Below are 23,581 nucleotides of genomic sequence, written 5' to 3' on the forward strand. Positions count from 1 at the left end.
GCCAATCGCCGCGGCAGCCATTGGTCGCTGCTGTTCGTTGATCGCCGCGAGCGGGAACGGCCGGTTGCCTATCACTACGACTCGAACGGGAGATACAACGAGGCGCCCGCAGGACAACTCGCAGCAAGGCTGGGCGCGCGCTTGGAGTCGCCCCGCTTCCCCCAACAGCGAAACGGTCACGATTGCGGCGTCTTTGTGGTGGACGGCACACGCGAGCTGGTTAGGCGATTGGCGCAACCAGGGCAGCCAGTCCAGCTGGACCTCGACGGGCTCCGTGCCGATCGGCAGGCACTGCAAAACAGACTTAGGGGCTGAAGTTTCGCCATGGCAGGATAGCTCAAATTTAGACTGGAGCACCTCACGCCCACGGCCTGGGGCTCAGGTCCGAGAAGCACGCCCTGCGAAGGAGCATTCCCACCCGACCTGAAAAAGCAGCTGACTCATTTCTTGTGAATGCCTTTGACCAGAAAATTCCGACGCAGTGGACCGTCAAAAAATGCCCGCAAAAAGCGTCTTCGTTGGCTCGTTCAGCATCGCCGAAATCTGCGAGCGCGATGGCGCACCCCACCAGTCGCACAAATTGAGATAGCCGAGATCGCTTGTACTGTCGCCGAATCCGATCGCTGGCCTATCTTCAGACTCCGACCGGAGTTTCTTCAGGAGGAACTCTACTGCCCGGCGCTTTGAAACAGGCGGGGGAATGAGCGTGAAGTTGTTTCCGTTGTGATGCCGTATCCAACCCGCATCGTCGAACTCAAATTTCAGTTCCGCCAGCCTCTTACCATCACCATTATTTTCTTTGAAAACGACATATGTGGCCATCCCCTTTTCTTCTACGATCCACGAACGAAGAGACATTTTGCCAGCTGCGGCTACTTGCCGACCAATTTCAAGTACCTTATCCAGTGCCTTCCTGTGAGGGATCAGCTCCTTAGAAATGACATCGTGCCACTCCTTCAGATGCGCGCCGTCCGGCTGAAGGATGACAGCGCCGTTTGCAACAATTGCATAGCTGTTGAACGCGATCTTGACGTTCCCGTAGGCCGTCGTGCCACGTGCCGTGACGGGAATGACTTGTGACGTACCCAGCAGCCAATCGATCATCGCGACCTGGCGTGGCGTCATCATGGAATGATGTCCGTTCAAGGAGACCGCAGCTAGCGCCAGTTTATGCTGGCTGCCTTTCGGGCACTTTGCACGTGTTTGGAACAACGTGTCATCCAGATCAGCAAAGACGATTGGCTGCACGGCGTGATCTGCGGATTTGATGGGTTGATCAGGCAATGCACTCATCCGTCATCCATGTTTGGAATCCGTTTTCGACACTCGGAAAGGTCCCGGGCAGATGAATTTGGTGTTGCGTTCACACTTATGCCAACGCTTCCCTCAAACGGTGGCCAGCCCTTTTATAATCACGAAAATGACGTCCTGTCCGCTAACAACCAGCAAGTCGGATGAATCGAAATGCCTGCCACACGCTCGGTCTTGTTGAGCGGTTCCGGAGTTTGGACCAAGATGCAATATAATCAAATTTCTAAACCTTCTTTATCAAAGTAATGGCGCGATATGGATGGATATTTTCCGGAACCACTTGGACGGGAACGTCCCTCTTCCGGATCAAATGCCGTAGCGCTGCCAGGTCAGGGTCCTCAACGGAAGAGAGGAGTGCAATTTGAGGCTTGCGGCGTAGAATTGCTCGCGTGGCTTCCGCAATTCCTGGCTTGATCCGATTAATATTCTCAACAGCAAACTGTGCAGCAACCCGATTAATTGCCTCCCGCGATCGTCTCTGATGTCTTGAGCGGTCGTTGTCTGTCCACTGCGCGAGATCATCAGTTTGGTCTAGCGCGGTGACAGCATGTGCCCACACATTATCCACGAAAGCAGCTGAGATATCATGGGACACTAAGTGATTCCATAGGATTGTACCGTGAAAATCTTCCGGACCTGTGACGTCCTCGTTCAGTATCGAACGGCTGACCAGCCCGGACACGGTGCTCCCGAGTATTCCCGATGGAATGAGCCAGTCCTCGGCCGACGCCGCAAGCCACGCCCGGCCACAGGGGTCCGACAAAACCACCAGCTTTGGCGGCTGTGCAGAAAACGAAGGGAAGCTCCGTTCCAGCTCAGTGGAGATGCTGCCTTTGCCCGTCCAGCCATCAATAAACAGCAGACCTTCAATTGGGCGCCGCTCAATGATGTGGCGCATTGCATTACTGTCAATTCCGCGGTCCCGTATGATCGAAATGCCAAAGTGTTGCACGTCCTTTCCCATGCGCGACAACGCACGCTTGAGGAGGACACCTAAAGGCACCCCGGCCCGAACGAGGCTCGCCAACGTGATGGGGCCTTTAATTTGATTTGAGATAGACCGCGCGAGAGCCGCTACTTCGCGTCCCATTCTCGCAGCACCAACTGACATCGCGTCGTAGAATATCGTCATGTAGTCGGCTTCGGGGGCGCTTTCGAAAGAAATCATTTCCGAATAATGACGTAGGCCGGATTGTATCGCCCATTCCTTTGAAGCGTCGCCGATTGGCTCCAAAATTACGGGCTTCAATAGAAACGTGATGTCCGTACTACGATACGCTCCGGAAAATATCTTCCCTTTCGTCGCCGACAATGTGACTCCTCTGCCTCCAACTAGCGTAACGTCAAGACCTGGAGCGCGATTGAGCGTATTGAATTTTTTGTGTGATGATAATCATCAAATAGCAATTACCCTCTTGGGAATTACGACCGATGCGCGCTCCAAAAAGTGAATGAGTATATGGCTTATATACGCTTCACTTGTCTCGGAGCACAAAAGTATTTTGGCGTATTCTGATGGAACGACATTGTACAGATAGTTAAAGACATTCCCGCCGTAGTTATCTTCAAACGCTATTTTCGATAAAATGGCGTGACCCACTGAAATCGGTGATCGGGTAATCGATGAGTAGTGTACGTCAGCTCCTTCCAGCTCCAATTTTTCCGCAAGCAGGAACGGCTGCCAAATGTTTTCTCCTGTACCAAGGACCAGCGTAGCGCCCGACGACGCCGCCTCACCATCCAGTTGAAGATGGTGCCGGGAGACACCCAGCCGCGCCCAGTTGATATCCGGCGAAATGACATTACCCCTTTTTTTTCCAACAGATGGAACTTCCGGAGCGATGTTCAAACCGTTTGCATCCCAGCGGTACCGCCCGGAAAGGATTGACGCGCGCTTCACGTTGGCTGCGATTATCTGTTCGACAGCACCATCTGACCAATCCGTAAGCGTAACGAGAATCGTATTTCGAAGGTTCGACCTAATGCTGGCAGGCAGAGCTGCGAACAGATTGCCGAATGTTTTTCCGGTCGACGCTTCATCGTCAATTAACACAAGCGTCCGGGCGTTCTTGACCATCGAGACCAGGACTGGATCGAGCGGCCAGTGTACGACATGTCCTGGGGCGTGACTGTGCTCCTCCTGGAATTGACAGATCAGGGGCAAACCTAGTCCGTGTCTGGTGGTGCAAATGTAAACAGTGTCGTCTCGTTCATATCGTTCTGAATATTGCTGGTGCACGCCCGCTCCCAGCCCGACAGCAGTTTCGGCCACGCCTATGAACAGGATTGGCCCTTCGAGATCGGGTGAAATTTGGTCGGCCAGAAGTGTGTACGTCTTTCGCATCAGCGAAGGCCGAACGGGACTGTGACGGCCAAGCAGCTTGGAAGCGAACAGGAAACACCGTTTGGGATTGATGCGCTCCGCGAACCCGAACGTTGCCTCGGGGGGAAGTAGGCTGCGATCGATCTCAACCGATATGGTTCCGCGGGCGAGTTCGGCAGAAAGATACTTTTTATATGCGTTGTCCAAATGTCCTACCCGGGCTTTTGTTTTGGGGGTGTCACGGGTAACTTCTCGTGCAGAGGTGAGTAGACGCAGATTCATGCACACCAGCTACAAACGCCAGCGCTCTACCGCCAATGTCCCTCCTTTGGTCCCTTTGGGCCGACGCCGGGTCGACGAAATTGTGGAGCGCGAGATCACCGTCTCAGTCCCCCGCTGAAGCAAGAAGTTTGGCCCGTTACGTTGAGCGACTGCGTACGAAGCGGCCGGCTCCGATGAAGTTTGGCACCTGGGCGAAGTCCTCATCAACCTCCCCCGGGAAGAACTTGGTGGCGCCGGACTGTCGATCAGGAGAGACGCGTTCTCGGCGATCTTCCAGAGCCACCGCAAAATACCGCCGGGTCTGATAACCATCTGCAAGAGGATCTGAAACCAGAGCATCATCACCAACAACCAGCCATCAACAACAGAGCCGAGAATTCTTACGAGCCGCTGCGAAGGGTAATTCCGTGCTTGTGGGCCAATTGCCATGTCATCTCCGTTGGTTGAGGCAAACCTGTTACAGCGGCTTCCTAAGGTTGATGTGCAAGTGAGGTGCCATCCTGCGGGCGCAGCTGCGCGCTGATACGCAAGTTGGGCCGGCGCACCTTCACGTCGCACGCTTCCTTCTTTTTGCGTCGAGGGCTGCGTATGAAATGCAACACATTTCGCTATGGTGCGCCTGTTCGATAGTCGACAGTTTTGGGTCAATAGCGACAGGGCGTTATCAACTTAACTCGCGGTAGGGATTTGCGGCAGAAACGCGACGGGATGAACACCGCAACCGTCGCCTACAAGCGCCATCCTTCAGCGGCGGCCGAAGGCCAGGACTTCGGCTGTGTAGGTCTCCAACACCAGGCTGAAGGGCTGGTTCCCTCCACTATAGAGGATGGCCCGGTGCCGAAGTACCTGGTGGGAATGGCCAGCGCGCCCTTCCCCTCCGCCGGCAGCGGCGCGTCCATCTCCCATCCCTTGGGCAGCGGCGACCACAGCAGCTCGGCGCTAATGGTCTGGCGGCGAAAGTGCAGCGGCTGGACCACCTTTGATCGGTGGTGTCGAGTAGCTGGTTCATCTGCGGTGTGAGCCGCGACGGGACGTACCAGTTATCGGCTTCGGAGAGCACTACCGCGCCACAGGCGAGCTGCACATGGCGGTACCGCACGGGCTCGCCGGCGCTGATGGCCAATGCCTCACCGCCATTTTCCGGCATCAGTTCGTCATCGCCCTTCACGCGATGGGCGACGATCTTCACTTCCGGCGCCAGCCCGTGGTCACCACACCATCGTTCCAGCGTCAGCGTGGCGCTGGGGTGGCTGAGCAGATCAGCGTTGAGGTTTCCAGCAGGGCCAGCGCCTGGGTGCGCGAGGCCGTGTCGTTGTTGAATGGGCCGCGGGCCTCCGAGGGTGACGAGACCGTCATCATCAGGGCGAGGGAGGCTGCCGCTGCGATGAAATTTCGAGTACCCATGCTACGATCCTTTGCGTTGCGTCACGAGGCGGCGGCTGCAGGAACGTAGCCTTTGCGCGGATTGAAAACATGGCGGCAGCCGCAACGACGAAAAACCCCTGGTCGCCATCGTCCGAAAAGCCCGCTGCCGAGAGGAGGTGGCAGCGGGCTCGAGATGCAGCGCAAAAAGGCACGCCGCACGCGTCGTCATGTATTTTGGGGGGGTAGATGGCCGACTTCAGAATCTCGACCATCGCTGCTTATATTGCGATGCACAAAATATATATCGCAAGGCGAGAGCGTTACTCGGGGCCGGTCGAATAGGCATCTGACGAGAGAACACTGGGCACTGTAATGTCGGCATGGGTGACTGATATCTGCGATCGGACGATCAGCTTGAAGGTCCGTGGTCCGCCACACCGCCGCCACCGATTTCCAGCTGAGATCATCGCCCATGCGAGGCTGTAGTTCTGCTTTCCCCTCAGCTTGCGCATGGTCGAGGAAATGTTGGCGGCCCGAGGCACATCGTCACCCATAGCGAAAGAACCCGGGTGGAGCGTTCGGCCGCCTCTTCGACAAGAAGATCAAGCGACGGGTGCGTCGGTCGCCTTGGGTGACAAATGGCACATCGACGAGATGGTGGCCAGCGTCGCCGGAAAAATCGACGGTGCCGAAACCGGTAGACGCTGCATGCTGTGGCCGGTGGCTTTCCAACAGACGGTTGCCACTGGCTGCGCCGAGTGGGCCGTACTGTTGCGCTGGCCGATGGCCCCTAGAATGGGTCGCGATTGACGTGATGGATAGGATGGTGATCAGCCGGTGGAGATGTATGCCGCGACGCGCGATAGGCCGTACGAGATGAAGTTGCGCTGGACGAATCCAACCGCTCTGAGATCTCCAGCGCGCAGCGCGCGGGATATTTCATCGACTTCCTCGTTGAGAAACCTGACTTCATCCTCCCACATTCTATCGACCAAGCTGTACCAGACACGTGACGCTTGGAAGTACAGGCGATCGTGGATCTCCCGCATCGCGGAATTGCTTATCAGTGCGTTGACAGCAAAATGCAGCTCATGGTTGATCTGCCAGAATTGTTCAAAATCCCTTGACTGAAGAAGGGCTTCTATCCGAGGCACAAGCGCCTCAACCTTTTCAAGTGCTTTGGAGGCTCGGTCGGGTCCGCTGAAATCGCCGATCATTTCGCTCAGTCTTAGACGGAAAGCGTAGACATCCTTAAATTCCTTGAAATCCACTCCGGTGACTGTCGTGCCAACACCATTCTTGGTTTCAACAAGACCTTCGTAGTCAAGACGCTGCAGCGCCTGCCGGACGGGCGTACGGCTAACGTTGAACTCCGCCGCCAGTTCTGTCTCGACGAGCAGTTCGCCGGGGCGATATTGCAACAGACATATCCGGTCTCGAAGAACACGATGGATTTCGATTGACTGGCTCCTAGGAGGCGCAGCTCGTGGCGCCTCTCGGTTAAGTGCTGTCGCTGCTTTAGACATCAGTTCTCTTTGAAAAGTCGGCCATATTTGTCGCTCCGGTCATTCACTCCGGCCAACCGCAAGCAATCCCACATCATCGCCTGATTGCTAGTGATCACCGGCTTACCCGATTCGGCTTCAAGTGCCTGGATAATGTCCACCGAGCGAAGAGCGCCGCAACTGATAAAAATGGCATCGGAATCTGCCCGATCAACCTGCTTCGCGAATTCGTAGATGTAGTCAGGGGTCACCCGCACCATGTCTTCATCATTTTCAATGTTCAAACCCTGGATATTCAGGATCTCAAATCCCCGTTCTTCCATATAAACCCGCTCGATTTCGTTGACGGGATCGAGATACGGGGTCGCGACGGTGATCTTCCTCGCATTCACGGCCTTTAAGGCGCGCATTACGGCCGAGATTATAGACGTCGGCTTGGCGCCGGGTGCACCGCGCTTGAGTTCGGTGAACACCTTGTCTTCGCCGATCACAACGCTTCCAGAAGTGCATGCGTAGCAAATAACGTCGAGTTGCACCTCCGGAACGATCAGAGCAGCAGCGTCACCGATTCCCGACGCCATGGCGGCCAAAGTTTCGACGTCCACCTTATTGGCCATCGGGGCTCTCTGGAAGTGAACGCCGACCCCATTCGGAGCGAGCTTAAACATATCCTCTTCGATAGTCTGCTCCATTGCCAGAAGCACGAAGCCGAGCTTGGCCCTGTGGTGCCGCCCAGCGTCGAAGCGGATTCCTCCACGGCCAATTGAATTCTCAACCTTTCCACTTTGTCGCATGCGTCGCCTCCTATGCACACCTGTACACAGCCAGTGCCCGTTGCGCAAGATTACAGCCCCAAGATTCTCGAAAAAATGCAACATTGACACATCCCCGACACCGCTTTATAGCTATGGAAATCCAACCTGCATACAGCTCGACGAAAGCGCAAGAATCATGAGACCAGGCAAGCTACGTACTGAAAAACTCAAGAAGGCGCTCCAGGCGGCCGGATTCGAGACCGCCATTTTGACCAATCCGGATTCCATCGCCTACTTCGGCGAATATCTGGACTACCTGGGCATAGACTTCGGTCGCCCTACTCTCATGACCGTTCCGGTTGACGGCGAGCCGACCATTATCACTCCCCTGATGGAATCAGAGATGTGCGGAAGGATGAGCTGGGTGACGGACATCCGCCCATGGAGCGACGGCATCAACGACGAGTGGCGCAGCGCCCTCAAGTCGGCGGTCGAAGGAAAGGCGCGCCGAGTCGCAATCGAGAAGCGGTCCATTCCTGCGCTCGTGGCCAATGATCTCCTCCCAATGCTTCATGGAGCCGAAGTCGGCGACGCCGGACGTGTCATCTCGGAGATCCGGATGATCAAGTCGGCCGATGAGATCGAGATCATGCGCAAGGCGGGCGAAGTCGCCGTCGCGATGGTAAAAGGCGCGCGCGAAGTCATCGCCGAGGGCGTCCCGGAGTACGAGGTCGCGCTGGCGGTCATCGCAGCGGGAACCAGGAAGGCAGCGTCATTCCTCGATGACAAGACGGACCGCTTCGTCTCGCCCACCATCTACAATCTTCAGATTATGCAGTCCGGCACCGATGTGTGCCTGGTGCACCGCCGTTCTTCTGTTCGGACCATCCGGAAGGGAGACCCGATCTATCTCTGCTTCTGCGGGATCGCCAACTTCCGCAACTACAAGCTCGGCTTCGACCGTGAATTCTTCGTCGGCGGGGCGACAGACGAACAGGCACGCGTCTACGAGACTGCCGTTGCCGCTCAGCAGGCGGCACTCGCGGCAATCAAGCCGGGGATCGTATGCGAGGAAATCAACGCCGCTGCGGAAGCAGTCTACACGGAAGCAGGCTTTGCGGCCGGGTATCGAACTGGTCGTTCGATCGGTCAGTCGTTCCTGGAATCTCCAGAACTCAAGCGCGGCGAGGAGCGCCTCCTCGAAGCCGGCATGACCTTCGCGGTCGACGGGGGGATTACGATTGAAGGAAGCTTCGGCGGCCGTGTCGGGGACTCGATCGTGGTGACTGATGCCGGATTTGAGTACCTGACGAAATATCCGCGTGAACTCGCAGTCGTTTGAGGTAGCTCGATGAGCCGGCCCACCTTTGCTACATTGGAAGCGATGAACGCCGAATTCTTCGGCGGCCGCTGGGACGAGAACGATCTTGAGCAGCTTGTCACTCCGACATTCGGCGTCGTCTCCAGCTTCGAAAAGGTCATATCCGACCTCCAACGTATCGTGAGCAAAGATTTGGGCCAGGTAGGCCCCGATGACCACCGCACGGGGCTCACCAATGACTGACAGGAAATCCGTCAAACAGATTGCGGCGGAAATTCGCGGCGGCCGCTCGGTTGTCGAAGTCGTCGAGGAGAGCTTGGCGGCGGCGGAACGACTGAATCCCGAGCACTTCAGCTTCATCACGATCATGCGGGATCAAGCACTCTCGCGGGCGGCAACGCTCGACGCGCGGCGAAGAGACAGCCATGATGGGGTCTTGCTCGAGGGCGTGCCTTTCGCGGCAAAGGACATGTTCGAGACCGCCAGTGTTCTCACAACGGGCGGAAGCCGGGTGCTCAAGGACAATGTTCCTGACACATCGGCTCTGGTCATTACGCGTCTTGAGGAGGCTGGCTCCGTACTGATCGGCAAGGCGAACCAGCATGAGTTCGCGTATGGCGCGACGGGGGAGAACGTATGGAGCGGTACCACTCGCAATCCGTTCGACACCACCCGGTTGGCCGGAGGATCCAGCGGGGGGTCGGCAGCCGCAGTTGCGGCGGGGATCGTGCCATACGCCTTGGGAACAGACACTGGCGGCTCGGTCCGTGTTCCAGCCGCACTTTGTGGAGTGGTCGGTTTCAAACCCAGCTTCGGGCGTATGAGCCTTCAAGGCGTCATTCCGTACTGCTGGTCTCTCGATCATGCCGGGATCATTGCCAACAACGTCGAGGACGTGGCCCTCGTTCTCGATAAGACGGCAGCTATTGGTCAGGCAGCAGTTCCAAAGAACTTGAGGGTCGGAATTGTAAAGGGTTGGGCCGAAAGAAGTGACGAGCCCGTCCGTCAGGCTTTTTCAACGGCCAGATCGGCCCTCCAACAAATGGGGGCTTCGTTCACGGAAATCGAACTCCCGGACCAAGCGGAAGCAAGAACAGTTTCGCTGACGATACAGTTGGCAGAAACGTTGGCCTATCATGGCCCCAACCTCGTGCGTGCACGCTCATCATTCGGAGCGGACATGCTGAGCGGGATGGCGCTAGGACAGTTCCTTTCGGCAGAGAGCTACATCCAGTGCAAGCGCATGCTTGAGGTTTATAATCAGGCATTCTCAGAAACGATGAGCACCGTGGACGTTCTCCTGACGCCCGGCTGCCCGATTACGGCCCCTAAAGTTGGTGCGGTGCATGTCGAAGTGGGAGGTGACAGCCTGCCCGTAGGAAACGCGCTGACATTGTTCACATCGTTCTTCAACCTTGTGGGGACACCAGCCATCGCGCTCCCCGTCCACGAGGAGAGATCCTACCTCCCTGTCTCAGCGCAGCTAGTCGGCGGACGCAATCGCGACTCCGAGCTTCTGGCTGTAGCGCAGGCTTTTGAGGAAACACTTCGAGAAACAAACGAGCTCGCGGCCTAGCCCCTTGCGCCTTCTATCAATCAAGCCGGCGGAAAGATCGGTCAATCCAGAGGAGTAACAAAAATGACAAGGCTTCTTTATCTAATGGCAGGCATTGCCGCTGCCAGCATCTCTACAGTAACTTCCACAGCCGTCGCGGCTGACCAATTGGTTGTTGCTTCGTTCGGCGGTGCCTACACGGCCAGTCAGTCAAAGGCCTTTATCGAGCCCTACATGGCCGAGAAAGGCGCGAAAGTCCTGACCGCCGACTACAACGGGGGTCTGGCGGAACTCCGCTCCCAGGTGCAATCCGGCAACGGCGCCTGGGATGTAATCGACCTCGAGCTTCAGGATGCGCTCAGAGCTTGCGATGACGGCCTCGTAGAAAAGATCGACCCATCCCAACTTGCTCCGGCTGCCGATGGAACCGCTGCCAAGGACGACTTCCTCCCAGGCACCCTGATGGATTGCGGCGTCGGAACCATCATGTGGTCGAACATCATCGCCTACGACAAGACCAAGTTCCCGAACGGCGGTCCCAAGACCATTGCCGATTTCTTCGACCTGAAGAAGTTTCCGGGCAAGCGCGGCCTGAGCAACAAGCCAAACGTCAACCTCGAATGGGCACTCATGGCCGATGGTGTGCCGAACGACAAGGTTTACGAAACGCTCGCGACCAAAGAAGGTCTCGACAGCGCGTTTGCCAAGCTCGACTCCATCAAAAAGGACGTCGTGTTCTGGGGCGCGCATGCTCAGGCACCGCAGCTTCTCGCAGACGGCGAAGTTGTCATGACGGCAGCCGCGAATGGCCGTATCTACGATGCAATTTCGAAGGAGAATAAGCCGTTCGAGATCGTTTGGGATGGACAGATCTGGAACCTTGATGTCTGGGCGATTTCGAAGGCCAGCAAGAACAAGGACGCGGCTCTGGACTTTGTGAAATTCTCCACGACAGGGCAGCGGCTTGCCGATGTGACGAAGTACATCAGCTACGGCCCGGTTAGGAAATCCTCGCAGTCGTTGATCCCGGAGGCGATCCGGACCAGCCTGCCGACGTACGAAGCCAATTTCAAGACGTCTCTTGCGAACGATCTCGAGTTCTGGGCAGATCATCAGGATGAGATCAACCAGCGCTGGGCGACTTGGTTAGCGAAATAATTCGTTCGCGAATTACACAGGATGGTCGGAGAGTTGCTCCGGCCATCGGATCGATGCCGTGGCTGCGGCAACACCATGAGCCAGAATGAGACATCATGAATAGCGACATCACAGCGTTCGTGAATTTCCACGAAGTGCAAAAGAGCTACGACGGCTCTTCGCTTGTCGTGCAATCCCTTTCCCTTGCCATAGCAAAGGGAGAATTTCTCACGATGCTGGGCCCATCGGGGTCTGGCAAGACAACGTCATTGATGATGCTTGCAGGCTTCGAGCAGCCCACGGGCGGCAAGATCACCGTAGCCGGCCGCGACCTAACGAACGTTCCTCCTCACCGGAGAGATATCGGGATGGTCTTTCAAAACTATGCTTTGTTTCCTCACATGACAATTGAGGAAAACGTGGCGTTCCCCCTTGTGGCGCGCAAGATGCCGAAGCCAGAGATTGCATCGCGCGTAAGCGGCGCGCTGGAACGGATCCGCATGGGCGCATTGGCGCACCGTCGCCCCGCCCAGCTTTCAGGTGGACAGCAGCAGAGAGTGGCCCTCGCGCGCGCTCTGGTGTTTGAGCCTTCGCTTGTGCTGATGGATGAACCCCTGGGCGCGCTCGACAAGCAGCTTCGCGAACACATGCAGATGGAGATCAAGCACCTGCACGAGGAACTCGGCCTCACCGTGGTGTATGTGACGCATGATCAGGACGAAGCCTTGGCGATGTCAGACCGCGTGGCGGTCTTCAACAATGGCATCATTGAACAGGTCGGTCCTGCCCGGGCGATTTATGAATCGCCTGAAACGGCATTCGTTTCGTCATTCGTGGGCGAAAATAACCATCTGAGCGGCGTCATCTCTTCGGCTGCTCGCAACGTGTGCGTCGTGACAGTGGGGAGAGTCGACCTGCAATGCGTTGCCGTCGGATCCTTGAAGCGAGGTGACAGCGCGGTGGTCTCGCTTCGTCCGGAGCGCGTGTCTTTGGTACATGATGGGGCGGTCTTCGCCAACACCGCCAAAGCCGTCGCGAAGGAAGTGGTCTACTTCGGAGATCATCTGCGCCTGTCTTGTCAGCTCGAGGACGGGCAGACCGTGAGCGTGAAACAATCGAACAGGGACGGTATCGCACAGATCTCCGTCGGTCAGGCCGTGCTGCTTGGTTGGCAAGCCACCGACGCGCGGGCCTTTTCATCCGATGGAGTGCCTGGCCATGGATGATGCGGCTGCGGCTGTCGTCGCGACACCAAGAGAAATCGCCCGGCAGGTCGCGCGGTCTCGCCGGAGCGAAACGCGGAAGGGCCTTCTCCTTCTGGCGCCTGCGTTGCTTTTCCTGTTCTTCACCTTCCTCCTTCCGCTTGGATACATCCTGCGCTTAAGCGTTTACGATCCCACCATTCACGATGGACTACCGCGGACCGTAGAGGCACTTCAGAGTTGGAGTGGAAGCGGTGCCCCCGACGAGAATACGTTTCAGGCTCTCGCACACGATCTGGTCGAAGCCCGACAGGCGGATACAGTCGGCTCTATAGCCAATCGACTGAACGTCGAGGCCGCTGGGCTGCGCAGTGCTTTCACGAGAACGGCGCGGCGCCTCGGGCAGAACCCTCCCAGCGATCATTATTCAGAATGGTTCTCACAAGCGGATGCTGTTTGGCGTGAACAATCGACCTGGCAGGCCATCAACCAGTTGCGTAGCTCTGTGAGCGCCAACTACTACCTCGCCGCGGTTGATCTCCGCCGGACCGCGTCAGGGGCCGTTGAACGCGTCCCTGAAGAGAACCGTATCCACACCACGCTCTTCGCGCGAACCTTTCTGGTTGCGTTTTCAGTTACGGCACTCTGTATCCTGCTTGGCTATCCAGTGGCCTATCTGATCGCGACGTCGTCGAAGCTTCTCGGCTCGATTATGATCGTCTTCGTCCTTTTGCCGTTCTGGACGTCCCTGCTTGTTCGTACTACCGGCTGGATCGTGCTTCTGCAATCTCAGGGCGTTCTAAACGACCTGCTCGTCTACTTCGGGGTCATCTCGGATCAAAACAGGGTGAGAATGATCTACAATCTCGCCGGCACCCTGATCGCCATGACGCACATCCTGCTGCCCTTCTTCATCCTTCCACTTTACAGCGTGATGGTTTCGATATCTCCGATGTATATGCGAGCTGCCCAATCGCTGGGTGCTCATCGGTTCTACGCGTTCTGGAAGGTCTACTTTCCAAACACGCTGCCGGGCGTTGGCTCAGGCGCCCTTCTCGTCTTCATCCTTGCCGTTGGATACTACATTACGCCCGCTCTCGTCGGCGGACAATCCGGTCAGATGATCTCCAACATAATCGCGTTCCACGTTCAATCGTCTCTTAACTGGGGTCTAGCCGCGGCTCTGGGCATGATACTCCTGTCCGTCGTCCTGGTCCTCTACGCTGTTTACCACCGATATTTCGGCGCCAATCGGCTGGTTAACTGAGGAAGGCGACATGAACAGTTACAGCATTGAAATAGTTTGGTCGGTTCTCTTCCGCGTCATTTGCTTGGCGATCCTGATCTTTCTCATTGCCCCGATATTGATCATCGTTCCGCTCTCCTTCAATGCGGAGCCCTACTTCACATTCACCAACGGTATGCTGCACTTTCAGTCAGACGCGTTTTCGACGCGATGGTACGAAGCATTCATTTCAGATGCAGGCTGGACAGTCGCCGTCCGCAACAGCTTCTTTGTCGGGACTCTTTCGACTATTTTGGCGACGGGGCTCGGAACCCTTGCTGCTTTGGGCCTCAACAAGCGCCTCCCCCTGCGGAGCCTGATCGTGAGCCTTCTCCTGGCCCCAATGATCGTCCCGATCGTGGTGCTGGCTACCGGGACCTATTTTGTCTTTGCCAAGGTAGGTCTCGTTGACAGCTATCTCGGGCTGGTGCTCGCTCATTCTACCTTGGGGTTGCCGTTCGTCGTCGTGACAGTGCTGGCCAGCCTCTCAAATTTCGATCAGGGCCTTGTCCGTGCAGGTCTCATTTCGGGGGCGCATCCGACGATGGTCTTTCGTCGCGTCACACTGCCCCTTATCGCACCAGGCGTCCTTTCCGGCGCGGCGTTGGCCTTCGTGACATCGTTCGACGAAGCCGTGATCACGTTATTCCTGTCCCCAAGTCCGGAATACTACACGGTTCCCCGCAAAATGTGGTCCGGGTTGCGTGAACAGATCAGTCCAACCATCCTGGCAGTCGCCACCACCTGGATCGTTCTCTCGTTGGTGCTGATGATCCTGATGGGAGTGCTGCGGCGCCAGTCCGCCAAAAGGTTGGCGAAACCAGTTGTGTAGACCAGCAGAAGAAACTACGGGCAATCCTGCGACAGGGCTCATGAACGATTGGGTTTGCAAACAGGAGCCTCTGAATCATCCTTGTCGGCAACAAACGAAGTGGGTGTCGCAGATTCAAGGTGGGAGGCTGGTGCGGTCCATGTCGCGCCCGGAAGAGCCGGCGAAATCCATCATTCGAATGAACATTGCGATGCCTTTTTTGGGCTGTCGGGTAACGAATGTGGTCCTCACCGACCGAATCGCGCAGTTTAGGTCGAGCGTGCGCTCGAGGGAGGACGAATGTCCAAGATTGGTATTATCGGGGCATCGGGGTGGTTGGGCTCGTCGTTGGCGCAGAGCCTTGTCGGTGCGGGGGTAGCTGAACCATCGGACTTGATCCTTTCTTTTCGAAGCAGGAGACCCGATGTTTTGCCGGGTTCAATGTGGACCCTGGACAACAAACTCCTCGCCGAGCAGGCCACGATAATCATCGTTTCGGTGCAACCAGCCGATTTTCGATCGGTTGACATCGCGACCGAGGGAAAGCTCGTGATCTCCGTTATGGCCGGGATCAACTTGGCTGCGCTTTCCCATCAGCTTGGAACGGATCGCGTCGTCCGAGCCTTGCCTAATGCTGCTGCGGAAGTCAGGCAGTCATACACGCCATGGGTCGCGCCGCTGAATCTTTCCGAGGAGGACCGGGGCGTTGCCGATCGCATTCTTTCAGCCTGGGGCGAAGTTGACGAGTTGCGTTCCGAGTTCGAGCTGGATTATTTCACGGGATTAACAGGCTCGGGCCCTGCATTTCCCGCCCTTTTGGCCCAGGCAATGGCACGAGATGCTGTGACGAGGGGGATCGATCCGATGGTTGCGCGCAGGGCCGTGGTTGCGGTGCTGAAAGGTGCCGGGGCGCTCTTTCAACGAAATTCAGACGCCCCTGAGGATGTTGTCAGACGGTTCATTGACTACAGAGGCAGCACCTCGGCAGGCCTGGAGGCTATGATCGCGAACAACTTCGAGACTGCAGTGAGCAACGGCCTTGAGGCAGCACTTGCCCGATCCTACTTGGTAGGGTCGGACGATCGCAAAGCCAACTGATCATCACGCGCTTTCCCTGTTTTTGTCTCGAAGACGGCGCGGAGAGCTCAAGAACCGCTTTGAGAATGCTTTCGAAAAATGCCCAGGACTGGAAAATCCAGCGGCGAACGCGATCTCCGAAATTGACAGTGGGCTTTGCTCCAGAAGTCTCCGAGCGTGATCCAAGCGCACATTTCGGTAGGCTTCAAGAAATCCGATTTCAAAGTGGTCCGCAAACAATCTGTCAAGGTGGCGAGCGCTGACGCCGGCGACCTTCGCCATCGCATCACGCGAGAGCGGATGTTCGATGGTGGCCTCCATCTTTTCCAGGACGGCAAGCAGCGCTGGATGATGGGTTCCAAATCGCTCTGCCGACGAGCCGCGCTGAGGGGCGGTCGGTTCGCCGATTGCAGTATGGAGATACCAATCGCTGACGCGGCGAGCGAAATGCGAGCCCATCCGTTCGGAAATCATCGCATGCATCATGTCGAGGGGCGCGATGCCGCCACCGCAGGTGATCCGGTCGCCGTCTAAGACATAACGCGCCTGCCGGGGCGATAGATGTGGAAAGGCTTCCTTAAGAAGCTCGGCATGTTCCCAATGGATGGTAAAGTCGCGCTTGCCCAAAAGGCCCGCCGCGGCCAGCAGAAAAGCGCCCGAAGATATGCCGCCAATCCGAGCGCCCTGGCGCGAGAGCTTGCGCAGCATCCCGTAGAGGCCGTCCCGGTCGACCCAGTCATGGCGAGACCCACCGGCACAAACAAACACGGTGTGGCAGGCGCCGCCCTTTGCCTGCAGATCGTCGCACTCAATGGTGAGGCCCGAAGAACTTCGCACCGGCTGGCCGGAGGAAGATAGCGGAGTGACATCATAGAGCGGTACGCCGGCGATCAGGTTGGCAGCGCGCAGCGGTTCGGTGGCCGAAGCATAGGACATCAAGGCGAAATTCGGCACGAGCAGGAAGCCCATGCGCTGGAGAGATCTGGACTCATTCGAAGTCATGTCCCGATATTATATCATTATGTCCCTTTTGGGCAATTACCATGGCCACACATGACGTAGGTTGCTGAATGACAGCTCCGTTAACAGGGCATTTCATGCGGTATTCGGCTCTATCCGTGCTTCTCAATGGACTTCGTGGCAACAAGGGTTGGACCCCGGCTTGGCGCGCGCCCGAGCCTAAACCCCACTACGACGTGATCATCGTTGGGGGAGGCGGGCATGGCCTAGCGTCGGCCTACTATCTCGCTAAGGAATTCGGCGTCACCAATGTCGCAGTGCTGGAGAAGGGCTATATCGGCTCCGGTAATGTCGGGCGAAACACAACAATCATCCGATCCAACTACCTGCTGCCGGGCAACAACCCCTTCTACGAACTGTCGATGAAGCTCTGGGAAGGCTTGGAGCAGGATTTCAATTTCAACGCCATGGTCTCCCAGCGCGGCGTGCTCAATCTCTACCATTCCGACGCGCAGCGCGACGCCTACACGCGGCGCGGCAATGCGATGCTGCTGCATGGGGTCGATGCAGAGCTGCTCGACCGCGAGGCGGTCCGCACCAAGCTGCCATTCCTCGATTTCGACAATGCCCGCTTCCCGATCCAGGGCGGCCTGCTGCAGCGGCGCGGTGGCACGGTGCGGCATGACGCGGTGGCCTGGGGCTATGCCCGCGGTGCCGACATGCGCGGCGTCGACATCATCCAGCATTGCGAAGTGACCGGCATCCGCCGCGAAGACGGCAAGGTCGTCGGCGTCGACACCACGCGCGGCTTCATAAGCTGCGGCAAGCTCGCGCTTGCGGCCGCCGGTAATTCCTCGCGCGTTGCCGAGATGGCCGATATCAAGCTGCCGCTCGAAAGCCATGTGCTGCAGGCCTTCGTCTCCGAAGGCCTGAAACCCTTCATCGAGTGCGTTGTGACCTTCGGCGCGGGCCATTTCTACGTCTCGCAGTCCGACAAGGGCGGGCTCGTCTTCGGCGGAGACATCGACGGCTACAATTCCTATGCGCAACGCGGCAATCTCGCCGCCGTCGAGCATGTCGCGGAGGCGGGTAAGGCGATGATCCCAGGCATTTCCCGCGTGCGCGTGCTGCGTTCCTGGGGCGGGATCATGGACATGTCGATGGATGGCTCGCCGATCATCGACCGCACCCATATCGACAATCTCTACCTCAATGCCGGCTGGTGCTATGGCGGCTTCAAGGCGACGCCCGCATCGGGCCTCTGCTTTGCGCATCTCATTGCACGCGGTACCCCGCACCAGACCGCTCGCGCCTTCCGGCTCGACCGTTTCGCGCGCGGCCATATCCTCGACGAAAAGGGCCAAGGCGCCCAGCCCAACCTTCACTGATTTCCAGGGTACCTGAACATGGCAAGCCTTATTCCATGCCCTCATTGTGGCTCTCGACCGAAAGAAGAATTCACTGTGAAGGGGGCAGCGCTCGCCCGGCCCGCACCCGATGCCGGCACGGACGCATGGATCGACTACGTCTATCTGCGCGACAATCCCCGGGGCGCCTATGAGGAATATTGGCATCATACGTCGGGCTGCCGGCGCTGGATGGTGGTGAGCCGCGATACGGCCACGCATGAAATCTCGGGCTCCCGCGACGTTGTGCTCGACCTATCGGCGGAGGCGCTCCGATGACCTCCTATCGAATGCCCAAGGGTGGCCTGATCGATCGTCAGTCACGCCTCGGCTTCAGATTCGACGGCCAGTCGCTTACAGGCCATGCCGGCGATACGCTGGCTTCGGCCCTGCTCGCCAATGGCCGCCAACTGGTGGGCCGCAGCTTCAAATACCATCGGCCGCGCGGCATCCTGACCGCCGGCGCCGCCGAACCGAATGCGTTAATGAGCATCGGCAGCGGAGGGCGCACCGAGGCCAATACCCGCGCCACGATGCAGGACCTTTACGACGGTCTCGAAGCCCGCAGCCAGAACCGCTGGCCTTCGCTCGACTTCGATATCGGTTCGCTGAACAGCCTGATCTCGCCCTTCCTTGCCGCGGGCTTCTACTACAAGACCTTCATGTGGCCGGCGAAGCTCTGGGAAGGTCTCTATGAGCCCTTTATCCGCCGCGCCGCTGGTCTCGGCAAGGCGACCTACGAGGCCGATCCCGACCGATATGAGAAGAGCTGGGCGCATTGCGACCTGCTGGTGATCGGCGCCGGCCCTGCCGGGCTGGCCGCCGCGCTAACCGCCGGCCGTGCGGGGGCACGTGTCATCATCCTCGACGAACACAGCCTTGCGGGCGGATCGTTGCTGTCGGAAACCGCCACCATCGGTGGCGAAAGCGCGCCGGCTTTTGCCGAGCAGCTGGCTGACGAGTTGGAAACGCTGCCGAATGTGCGCCTGCTGACCCGCACCACCGCTTTCGGCTGGTACGACAGCAATGTCTTTGGCGCTGTAGAGCGCGTCCAGAAGCATGTGCGCAACCCCGATCCTAACAAGCCGGTCGAGCGCCTGTGGCGCTTCATCGCCAAGAAGGCGCTGCTCGCCACCGGCGCCGAGGAGCGGCCGCTGGTTTTCGGCGGCAACGATATTCCCGGCGTGATGATCGCGGGTGCTATGCGCATCTATCTCAACCACTTTGCTGTGGCCCCCGGCCAGCGCACCGCCATCTTCACCACCAATGACAGCGCCTATGCACTTGCCCGCGATCTTGAGGCGGCGGGTGTCCAGCTTACTGCAATTATCGATAGTCGCGCCGACACCCAGATCGCCTATACCGGCAATGCTCGCCTTATCAAAGGCGCAGTCGTGTCTGACGCCAAGGGCGGCAAGGCGCTCTCCAGCGTTAACGTCACGACCGCAAACGGCGCCACCGAAACCATCGCTGTGGATGCGCTTGCCATGTCCGGCGGCTTCAGCCCGATCATCCACCTTGCATGCCATCGCAGCGGCAAACCGCAATGGTCGGATGCGCATGGCGCCTTCATGGCCCCATCGGAGACCAGGGGCCTCGCGCTTGCAGGCGCCGTCACGGGCACCGCCGGATTGTCAGCAAGCTTTGCAGAGGGCGCCGCGCGCGGCGCTGCCATCGCCCAAGACCTCGGGTTCGCAGCCCAACCGTTCGACGCCGGTCCAGTCGATAGCGACATCATCGCTCCACCGACCCGCCCGCTGTGGAATATCCCTGGCGTGAAGGGCAAGGCCTTCGTCGATTTCCAGAACGATGTCGGGCGCAAGGATCTCGGCCTTGCCGTCCAGGAAGGCTATGGCGATGTCGAACTTGCCAAGCGCTACACGACATCGGGCATGGCCACCGACCAGGGCAAACTCTCCAATGTCAACGCAATTGGCCTGCTGGCCGAAGCCCGTGGCGTCTCTCCCGCCGAAGTCGGCACGACGACCTTCCGGCCCTTTTACACTCCCATCAGCTTCGGCGCGCTGGCCGGCCCGCATCACGGCCATGATTTCCAGCCGGTGCGTAAGTCGCCTCTGCATGACTGGGCCAAGAAACAGGGTGCGGCCTTCGTCGAGACCGGCCTCTGGTATCGCTCATCCTGGTTCCCGCGGGCAGGTGAAACCAGCTGGCGACAGAGCGTCGATCGCGAGGTCCTGAACGTTCGAAAGAATGTCGGCATCTGCGACGTGTCCATGCTCGGCAAGATCGAGATCTGCGGCAAGGATGCGGCGGAGTTCCTCAATCGGGTCTATTCGAACGCCTTCCTGAAACTGCCGGTCGCCAAGGCGCGCTACGGCCTGATGCTGCGCGAGGACGGTTTCATCTATGATGACGGCACGACGAGCCGCCTGGCTGACAATCGCTTCTTCATGACGACGACCACGGCCTATGCCGCCGGCGTCATGACGCATCTTGAGTTCTGCGCCCAGGCGCTGTGGCCGGAACTCGACGTGCGGCTCGCCTCGGTGACGGATCAATGGGCACAGATGTCCGTGGTCGGGCCGAAGGCGCGCGCGACGCTGCAGGCGATTGTCGATGACGATATTTCCGACGCTGCCTTCCCTTTTCTTGCGGCAAAGGAAGTCTCGCTGTTCGGCGGCCGGCTGCATGGCCGCCTGTTTCGTATCTCGTTCTCGGGCGAACTGGCCTATGAGCTTGCCGTGCCGGCCGGCTATGGCGAGAGCGTCGCCGACGCCGTTCTCCAGGCAGGGAATGAACATGGCATCCAGCCCTACGGCGTCGAGGCGCTCGGCGTACTGCGCATCGAGAAGGGCCATGTGACGCATAACGAGATCAACGGCACGGTGATCCCGTCGGATCTCGGCTTCGCAAAGATGGTGTCGACAGCCAAGCCGGATTTCATCGGCAAGGCGATGCTCGCGCGCGAGGGACTGGTGGCCGATGATCGCCTGAGCCTTGTCGGCGTCGTCCCGCTCGATTCCACGACCACATTCCGCACCGGCTCGCACATCCTCGCCAAGGACGCCGCGCCGACGCTCGAGAACGACCAGGGCCATGTCTCGTCGAGTGCCTTTTCACCGCATGTCGGCTCGACCATCGGGTTGGCGCTGGTGAAGCGTGGCCATGCCAGGCATGGCGAAGAAGTGGTGGTGTGGAACGGCCTGTGCGGCGAATCCACCGCAGCCCGGCTATGCAATCCGGTTTTTGTCGATCCGCAAAACGAGAGACTCCATGTCTGATTTACGGCTGACTCTTCATCCGGCGCTCAGCGCCAAGACTGCGGTCACCTCTGCGGAAGCAAGGCTCTCGGCGCTACCTGAAGGCGTGATCGTCCATGTGCTTGCAGCGCCCGGAGAACCGGACCTGAGATCCTTTCTGGGCGGACTCGGCAAAGGCGACGTTCGGGACGTTTCGCCGGGACAGTGGTTTATCGTTGGCGACGAGCCGATGACGCATTCCGCTATGAAGACCCTGTTCGAGACGCTCGAACCGCGCGCGACTGGCGTCGACCAGAGCGCCGGCCGTGTCCGTATACGTGTGGACGGCAACCGAGCAGAACGCATCCTATCAAAGGGTACGGCCATCGACCTTTCCACCGCCTCCTTTCCGATTGGCCGATCGGCAACAACCCTGATCGGCCATATCGCCGCTCAGATCACTCGCATCGGTATCGACTCCTTCGAGTTAATTGTGTTCAGGAGCTTTGCTCAGAGCCTTTGGGACGATGTCACAACGATGTGTGCTGAGTTTCTATAGTTTCAGGACAGAGCGCAAAATTTGCATGTGACGGTTTGCTCGCCGCTTCCTTAGGAGCATTGCCAGATGTCTCGCTCCATGCCGTTTTCCCTCCTAGAGGGCCTCATAACCAAAGACTGACGTTAGGTTTGAAGGCGTAAAGATGTTCAAGATGAAGTCTCCGAGGCGTGTGTTCAGTCTCTATCTCTGCCCTGGATTTTCGCTACTGGCTTTTTCTGCTGCAATAGAGGCGTTACGGCTTGCCGATGAAGTGCTTGGATCGGAGATTTACGCGTGGCGAGTTGTATCTGAAGACGGACACCCTGTGAGATCAAATTGTGGGGTTACGATCTCCGTGGACACGTCGCTCAAGGAGGAACGCGGCCTTCTTGGCAAAATCGGCTCGTTCCCCTCATCCGCTGTGATTTGCGGGGGTGGCGATCCCCTTCCCCCAAATCGAACCGTGCATGGCTGGTTACGGGAGTGCCGGGCTAGAAAACTGTGTGTGGTCGGAATCGCGAGCGGGGTCTTCAGCATCGCCCAGACCGGTCTGGCGAATGGACGAAGATGTGCAGTGCATTGGGAACAATTCCCATCATTCATCGAACAATTTCCAAGTGTCGCAGCGGTTCAATCTGCTTATGAGATCGACGGAGACACGTACTCCTGCTCGGGTGGAGATGCTGCTTTCGACATGTTCGTGCAATTTGTCATAGAAGACTATGATCCCTTTATAGCCAGTCGGGTGTGCGAAAAGGCCGCTGCTATGAGGCTCCGTCAACCTGGAGATCGTCAGAGGCTACCGCTGCATGCAGGCGCGGCCATCCACCATGACGGGTTGTTGAAGATCATCGAGCAGATGGAGAGGCATCTAGATGAGCCCCTAGCGCTCGAAGACATAGCTGCGTCCAGCTGTTTGTCTCGGCGCCAGGTTGAGCGCATCTTCTTGAAACAAATAGGACGTTCGCCTGCGCGATACTATCTCGAGATGAGACTTGAGCGGGCGCACTTGTTGGTCTTGAACTCGCAACTCCCAATCGTCGAGATTGCGATGGCCTGTGGTTTCATCTCGGCTTCACACTTTTCGAAGGCATATCGAGAGAAATATGAAATGACCCCAAGTGAGGCTCGCTTGAGCCGCAGATCGCCGACGAGCGGGCCAGCGGCACGGCCTGTTCAGCATATTCCTCGGCGCGGCCATGCGGCCGTCGGCCTTACAAAACACGGCCAAAGCGCCTGATTCACGCCTTCATCGCGAGAGCCGAGCGGGCAAGATCGCGTTCGATGACCTGGAGGTCTTCACCCAATCGGTCGAACACGCGCAGATGCCGATCGATCGCGGTGCTGCGATCCATCCCAGGAACTGGTCCGGTCTCTGTCGCCATGCTCATCGCCGAATGGTGAGCGCTGTTGCGGCACCACCTTTCGCGCGTGGTCGTGAGCCACGATGCTCGGAGCCTTTGAGGGCTTCGACACATGACGATTTCAGAGCTTACGCTTAAGTCCAGAGACGAAGAGCCGGTTCGTCGGCTTGAGATATTCACGGGT

21 protein-coding genes are annotated in these 23,581 nt (G+C 58.1%); 15 read left to right on the forward strand and 6 right to left on the reverse strand.

Annotation, left to right across the window (positions count from 1 at the left end; genetic code table 11):
- On the forward strand, positions 1-315 hold a 315-nt coding region (locus AC04SF_RS36415), incomplete at its 5' end, for a Ulp1 family isopeptidase (RefSeq protein ID WP_488481728.1).
- Positions 316-489: 174 nt separating this feature from the next.
- On the opposite strand, the gene AC04SF_RS36420 is transcribed toward AC04SF_RS36415, so the two are convergent.
- The 3 genes from AC04SF_RS36420 to AC04SF_RS36430 form a co-directional block, all read right to left on the reverse strand.
- Positions 490-1,293, reverse strand: a complete 804-nt coding sequence (locus tag AC04SF_RS36420) for an HAD family hydrolase (RefSeq protein ID WP_488481729.1) — start codon at positions 1,291-1,293, stop codon at positions 490-492.
- A gap of 241 nt (positions 1,294-1,534) precedes the next feature.
- Entirely contained in the window at positions 1,535-2,623 is a 1,089-nt protein-coding gene (locus AC04SF_RS36425) for a cysteine protease StiP domain-containing protein (RefSeq protein WP_488481730.1), read from the reverse strand.
- Positions 2,624-2,707: 84 nt separating this feature from the next.
- Positions 2,708-3,916: a phosphoribosyltransferase domain-containing protein gene (locus tag AC04SF_RS36430; protein ID WP_488481731.1), complete on the reverse strand. Its 1,209-nt coding sequence runs from the start codon at positions 3,914-3,916 to the stop codon at positions 2,708-2,710.
- Between the two features lie 1,084 nt (positions 3,917-5,000).
- Between AC04SF_RS36430 and AC04SF_RS36435 the strand changes: the two genes are divergently transcribed.
- Positions 5,001-5,369: a hypothetical protein gene (locus AC04SF_RS36435; protein WP_488481732.1), complete on the forward strand. Its 369-nt coding sequence runs from the start codon at positions 5,001-5,003 to the stop codon at positions 5,367-5,369.
- Positions 5,370-6,111: 742 nt separating this feature from the next.
- Here AC04SF_RS36435 and AC04SF_RS36440 read toward each other — a convergent pair.
- Positions 6,112-6,807: a GntR family transcriptional regulator gene (locus tag AC04SF_RS36440; RefSeq protein WP_488481733.1), complete on the reverse strand. Its 696-nt coding sequence runs from the start codon at positions 6,805-6,807 to the stop codon at positions 6,112-6,114.
- Positions 6,807-7,580, reverse strand: coding sequence for a maleate cis-trans isomerase family protein (locus AC04SF_RS36445; RefSeq protein ID WP_488481734.1), 774 nt, complete (start codon positions 7,578-7,580; stop codon positions 6,807-6,809). Before AC04SF_RS36445 ends, AC04SF_RS36440 begins: the two co-directional genes overlap by 1 nt.
- A gap of 157 nt (positions 7,581-7,737) precedes the next feature.
- On the opposite strand from AC04SF_RS36445, the gene AC04SF_RS36450 reads away from it, so the two are divergent.
- The 8 genes from AC04SF_RS36450 (at position 7,738) to AC04SF_RS36485 (ending at position 15,950) form a co-directional block, all read left to right on the forward strand.
- Complete coding sequence (locus AC04SF_RS36450) at positions 7,738-8,883, forward strand: M24 family metallopeptidase (protein WP_488481735.1); 1,146 nt, start codon at positions 7,738-7,740, stop codon at positions 8,881-8,883.
- A 9-nt stretch (positions 8,884-8,892) separates the two neighbouring features.
- Positions 8,893-9,105, forward strand: a complete 213-nt coding sequence (locus tag AC04SF_RS36455) for a hypothetical protein (RefSeq protein WP_488481736.1) — start codon at positions 8,893-8,895, stop codon at positions 9,103-9,105.
- The gene (locus tag AC04SF_RS36460; protein WP_488481737.1) at positions 9,098-10,438 is read left to right on the forward strand and encodes an amidase; all 1,341 of its coding nucleotides are present in this window, start codon (positions 9,098-9,100) and stop codon (positions 10,436-10,438) included. The genes AC04SF_RS36455 and AC04SF_RS36460 overlap by 8 nt, the downstream gene beginning before the upstream one ends.
- Positions 10,439-10,501: 63 nt before the next feature.
- Positions 10,502-11,575: an ABC transporter substrate-binding protein gene (locus tag AC04SF_RS36465; RefSeq protein ID WP_488481738.1), complete on the forward strand. Its 1,074-nt coding sequence runs from the start codon at positions 10,502-10,504 to the stop codon at positions 11,573-11,575.
- Positions 11,576-11,670: 95 nt separating this feature from the next.
- Complete coding sequence (locus AC04SF_RS36470) at positions 11,671-12,780, forward strand: ABC transporter ATP-binding protein (RefSeq protein WP_488481739.1); 1,110 nt, start codon at positions 11,671-11,673, stop codon at positions 12,778-12,780.
- Entirely contained in the window at positions 12,773-14,023 is a 1,251-nt protein-coding gene (locus AC04SF_RS36475) for an ABC transporter permease (RefSeq protein ID WP_488481740.1), read from the forward strand. The genes AC04SF_RS36470 and AC04SF_RS36475 overlap by 8 nt, the downstream gene beginning before the upstream one ends.
- A gap of 10 nt (positions 14,024-14,033) precedes the next feature.
- Positions 14,034-14,873 carry an ABC transporter permease gene (locus tag AC04SF_RS36480; protein WP_488481741.1) on the forward strand — a complete coding sequence of 280 codons (840 nt, stop codon included), beginning with the start codon at positions 14,034-14,036 and terminating at the stop codon, positions 14,871-14,873.
- Positions 14,874-15,152: 279 nt separating this feature from the next.
- Positions 15,153-15,950, forward strand: coding sequence for a pyrroline-5-carboxylate reductase family protein (locus AC04SF_RS36485; RefSeq protein ID WP_488481742.1), 798 nt, complete (start codon positions 15,153-15,155; stop codon positions 15,948-15,950).
- Positions 15,951-15,953: 3 nt separating this feature from the next.
- On the opposite strand, the gene AC04SF_RS36490 is transcribed toward AC04SF_RS36485, so the two are convergent.
- On the reverse strand, positions 15,954-16,931 hold the full coding sequence (locus AC04SF_RS36490) for a GlxA family transcriptional regulator (RefSeq protein WP_488481743.1): 978 nt from the start codon (positions 16,929-16,931) through the stop codon (positions 15,954-15,956).
- 95 nt (positions 16,932-17,026) lie between these two features.
- Between AC04SF_RS36490 and AC04SF_RS36495 the strand changes: the two genes are divergently transcribed.
- From AC04SF_RS36495 to AC04SF_RS36515, 5 genes are all read left to right on the forward strand, one after another.
- Positions 17,027-18,277, forward strand: coding sequence for a sarcosine oxidase subunit beta family protein (locus AC04SF_RS36495; protein ID WP_488481744.1), 1,251 nt, complete (start codon positions 17,027-17,029; stop codon positions 18,275-18,277).
- Positions 18,278-18,295: 18 nt separating this feature from the next.
- Positions 18,296-18,574, forward strand: coding sequence for a sarcosine oxidase subunit delta (locus AC04SF_RS36500; protein ID WP_488481745.1), 279 nt, complete (start codon positions 18,296-18,298; stop codon positions 18,572-18,574).
- Positions 18,571-21,537, forward strand: coding sequence for a sarcosine oxidase subunit alpha family protein (locus AC04SF_RS36505; RefSeq protein ID WP_488481746.1), 2,967 nt, complete (start codon positions 18,571-18,573; stop codon positions 21,535-21,537). Before AC04SF_RS36500 ends, AC04SF_RS36505 begins: the two co-directional genes overlap by 4 nt.
- Positions 21,530-22,054, forward strand: a complete 525-nt coding sequence (gene soxG / locus AC04SF_RS36510) for a sarcosine oxidase subunit gamma family protein (RefSeq protein WP_488481747.1) — start codon at positions 21,530-21,532, stop codon at positions 22,052-22,054. The genes AC04SF_RS36505 and soxG overlap by 8 nt, the downstream gene beginning before the upstream one ends.
- Before the next feature lie 142 nt (positions 22,055-22,196).
- Positions 22,197-23,273, forward strand: a complete 1,077-nt coding sequence (locus AC04SF_RS36515) for a GlxA family transcriptional regulator (protein ID WP_488481748.1) — start codon at positions 22,197-22,199, stop codon at positions 23,271-23,273.
- The last annotated feature ends 308 nt before the right edge of the window (positions 23,274-23,581 follow it).

The organism is Mesorhizobium sp. CNPSo 4671 (assembly GCF_057784245.1).